The sequence below is a fragment of the Finegoldia magna genome (assembly GCF_018371055.1).
In the GTDB taxonomy this organism is placed as follows: Bacteria; Bacillota; Clostridia; order Tissierellales; family Peptoniphilaceae; genus Finegoldia; species Finegoldia magna_I.
Genome location: NZ_JAGYZD010000190.1, coordinates 1 through 3319 on the forward strand (window position 1 = coordinate 1; position 3319 = coordinate 3319).

Here is a 3319-nt window from a genome sequence, read left to right on the forward strand (position 1 = left end):
GTTAATGTTGTTTTACCGTGGTCAACGTGACCTATTGTACCAATGTTAACATGTGGTTTTGTTCTTTCAAATTTAGCTTTACTCATTTATATAAGCCTCCTATTTATTATTCTTTTTTCCTATAACTTCTTCTGATATTGAGTTAGGAACTTGTTCATAATGATCGAATTGCATTGAATATGTTGCACGACCTTGAGTTTTTGATCTTAAGTCTGTTGCATATCCAAACATTTCTGCCAATGGAATAAACGCATCTAATACGTGTACACCATTTTTAGGATTCATACCGTCAATCTTACCTCTTCTTGATGAAACGTCTCCCATTACATCTCCCAAGTATTCATCTGGAGTAGTGATTTCAACTTTCATCGCTGGTTCCAATAAGATTGGTTTTGCTTTAGCAACTGCTGCTCTGAAGCCCATAGAACCGGCAATTTTGTATGCCATTTCTGATGAGTCGACATCGTGGTAAGAACCATCTAAAAGAGTAATCTTCATGTCAAGCATTGGATATCCACCTAAGATACCTGTTTGAGCTGCTTCTTCAGCACCTGCTTGAACTGATGGAATGTATTCTTTTGGAATAGCACCACCGACAATTGCGTTAACAAATTCGATACCATTTGCTTCTTCAGGGTTGTCAATCGGTTCGACTCTAAGAGTACAGTCACCGTATTGTCCACGTCCACCTGATTGCTTAACGTATTTTCCTTGAGCTTCAGCTGCTTGAGTGATTGATTCTCTGTAAGCAACTTGTGGATTACCAATGTTAGCTTCTACTTTGAATTCACGTAAAAGTCTATCAACGATAATTTCAAGGTGAAGTTCACCCATACCAGATATGATAGTATCGCCAGTTTCTTCGTCTGTATATGTTCTGAAAGTTGGGTCTTCTTCTGCAAGTTTTGCAAGAGCAATACCCATTTTTTCTTGACTTGCTTTTGTTTTAGGTTCGATTGCTACAGAAATTACTGGATCTGGGAATTCCATGTTTTCAAGGATAACTTCGCTATCCATATCACATAAAGTATCCCCTGTTGTAGTATCTTTTAAACCGATAATAGCTACGATGTCTCCAGCGTATGCTTTTTCAATTTCTTCACGCTTGTTAGCATGCATCATTAAGATACGACCAATTCTTTCTCTCTTACCTTTTGTAGAGTTGTATACATAGCTTCCTGATTCAATACTACCTGAATAGATTCTAGTAAATGCAAGTTTACCAACATATGGGTCTGTTGCGATTTTGAATGCTAATGCAGCAAATGGTTCTTCATCTGATGACTTTCTTGTAGTTGGTTCATCAGTTTGAGGATCCACACCTTTGATATCTGGTACATCAGTTGGTGCTGGCATATAATCAACTATTGCATCCAATAATGGTTGAACACCTTTGTTCTTATATGCAGAACCACAAAGTACTGGGTTCATTGCATTAGCAATTGTTGCAGTTCTTATAGCTCTTTTGATTTCTTCTTCTGTTAATTCTTCACCTTCAAGGTATTTTTCCATTAACTCTTCATCGTGTTCTGCTATGTTTTCTAATAATTCTGCTCTATATTTTTCAGCTACTTCTACTAAGTCACTTGGAATATCTTCAATAGAGAATTCTGTTCCTAGTTCGTTTTTGTAGATATTAGCTTTCATTGTAATAAGATCAACTACACCTACGAATTTATCTTCAGCTCCGATAGGAATTTCGATAGGTACAGCATTTGCTCTCAATCTTTCTCTAATAGTGTCAACAGACATAAAGAAATCAGCGCCTGTTGCATCCATTTTATTGATGAAGCAAATTCTTGGTACGCCATATTTATCAGCTTGTCTCCAAACAGTTTCTGATTGTGGTTCTACACCGCTTTTCGCATCGAATAAAGCAACTGAACCGTCAAGAACTCTAAGAGATCTTTCTACTTCAACTGTGAAGTCAACGTGACCCGGTGTATCGATAATATTGATTCTGTTACCTTTCCAGAAACAAGTTGTTGCTGCAGAAGTAATTGTAATACCTCTTTCTTGTTCTTGAACCATCCAGTCCATTTGAGCGGCACCGTCGTGAGTGTCCCCAATTTTATGGATTTTACCTGAATAGTATAAAATACGTTCAGTAACTGTCGTTTTACCGGCATCAATATGGGCCATTATACCAATGTTTCTTGTATCTTTTAATGAAACTTGTCTAGCCATTTTTTCTCCTTACTTACTTTCCGATAGATTAGTATCTATAATGTGCAAAAGCCTTATTAGCTTCAGCCATCTTGTGTACGTCTTCTCTCTTCTTAACTGATGCACCAGTGTTATTAGCTGCATCCATGATTTCTTTAGCTAACTTTTCAACCATAGTTTTTTCACCACGAGCTCTTGTATAAGTTGTTAACCATCTCAAACCTAAAGTTTGTCTTCTTTCTGGTCTAACTTCGATAGGAACTTGATAGTTAGCTCCACCTATTCTTCTAGTCTTAACTTCTAAGATAGGCATAATATTGTTCATTGCTTTGTAGAATACTTCAAGAGCGTCTTCTCCTGTAGTTTCTTTGATAATATCAAAAGCACCATAAACAATTTTTTGGGCAGTACCTTTTTTTCCGTCTAACATAATGTTGTTGATAAGCTTAGTAACTGTCTTATCATCGTAAACTGGATCTGGCATTACCTCTCTTTTTTGAACATGTCCTTTTCTTGGCACTTCGCTTCCCTCCTTACTATTTAGTATTTCTCAGGTACTCGAATTACATCGCTGTGCTATAAATGTATATTAAAATCTTTTATTCACACTAATACCTTTTGTTTTTGTTTTATTTCTTTGGTTTCTTAGCACCGTACTTTGAACGACCTTGCATTCTGTTTTGAACAGCTGCAGTATCCAAAGCACCTCTGATAATGTGGTATCTTACCCCTGGTAAGTCCTTTACTCTACCACCTCTGATTAATACAACACTGTGTTCTTGTAGGTTGTGTCCGATACCTGGAATGTAAGATAAAACTTCCATACCATTAGTTAAACGAACTCTGGCAACCTTACGAAGTGCTGAGTTAGGCTTTTTAGGAGTCATAGTTCTTACTGAAGTACATACGCCTCTTTTTTGAGGTGAGTTAGCTTCTGTATAGCTTTTTTTGATGCTGTTGAAGTTACGACTCAAAGCTGGTGAATCAGATTTGTAAGTTTTAGATTTTCTTCCTTGTCTTACTAATTGATTAATTGTTGGCAAATTTTCCACCTCCTGAAATTATTTTATGCATAAAAAAAGAATATACAAGATATTCTTATTTATCCTTGTATATTCTATCATTAACATTATGATATGTCAAACAAATTCTT

At 36.3% G+C, this 3319-nt stretch carries 4 protein-coding genes; all 4 read right to left on the reverse strand.

Features of this window, described 5'->3' with window-relative positions; genetic code table 11:
• Window positions 1-86 (reverse strand): GTP-binding protein (locus KHW44_RS07690; RefSeq protein ID WP_304068006.1); only part of this gene is annotated, 86 nt, incomplete at its 3' end.
• A 13-nt stretch (window positions 87-99) separates the two neighbouring features.
• Window positions 100-2187 (reverse strand): elongation factor G, encoded by a 2088-nt coding sequence (gene fusA / locus KHW44_RS07695; RefSeq protein ID WP_304068002.1) that lies wholly within the window; start codon window positions 2185-2187, stop codon window positions 100-102.
• 28 nt (window positions 2188-2215) lie between these two features.
• On the reverse strand, window positions 2216-2686 hold the full coding sequence (gene rpsG, locus KHW44_RS07700; RefSeq protein WP_002835373.1) for a 30S ribosomal protein S7: 471 nt from the start codon (window positions 2684-2686) through the stop codon (window positions 2216-2218).
• A 109-nt stretch (window positions 2687-2795) separates the two neighbouring features.
• A complete protein-coding gene (gene rpsL, locus KHW44_RS07705) occupies window positions 2796-3209 on the reverse strand; it encodes a 30S ribosomal protein S12 (protein WP_002841291.1) in 414 nt (137 codons plus the stop codon).
• Between the last annotated feature and the right edge of the window lie 110 nt (window positions 3210-3319).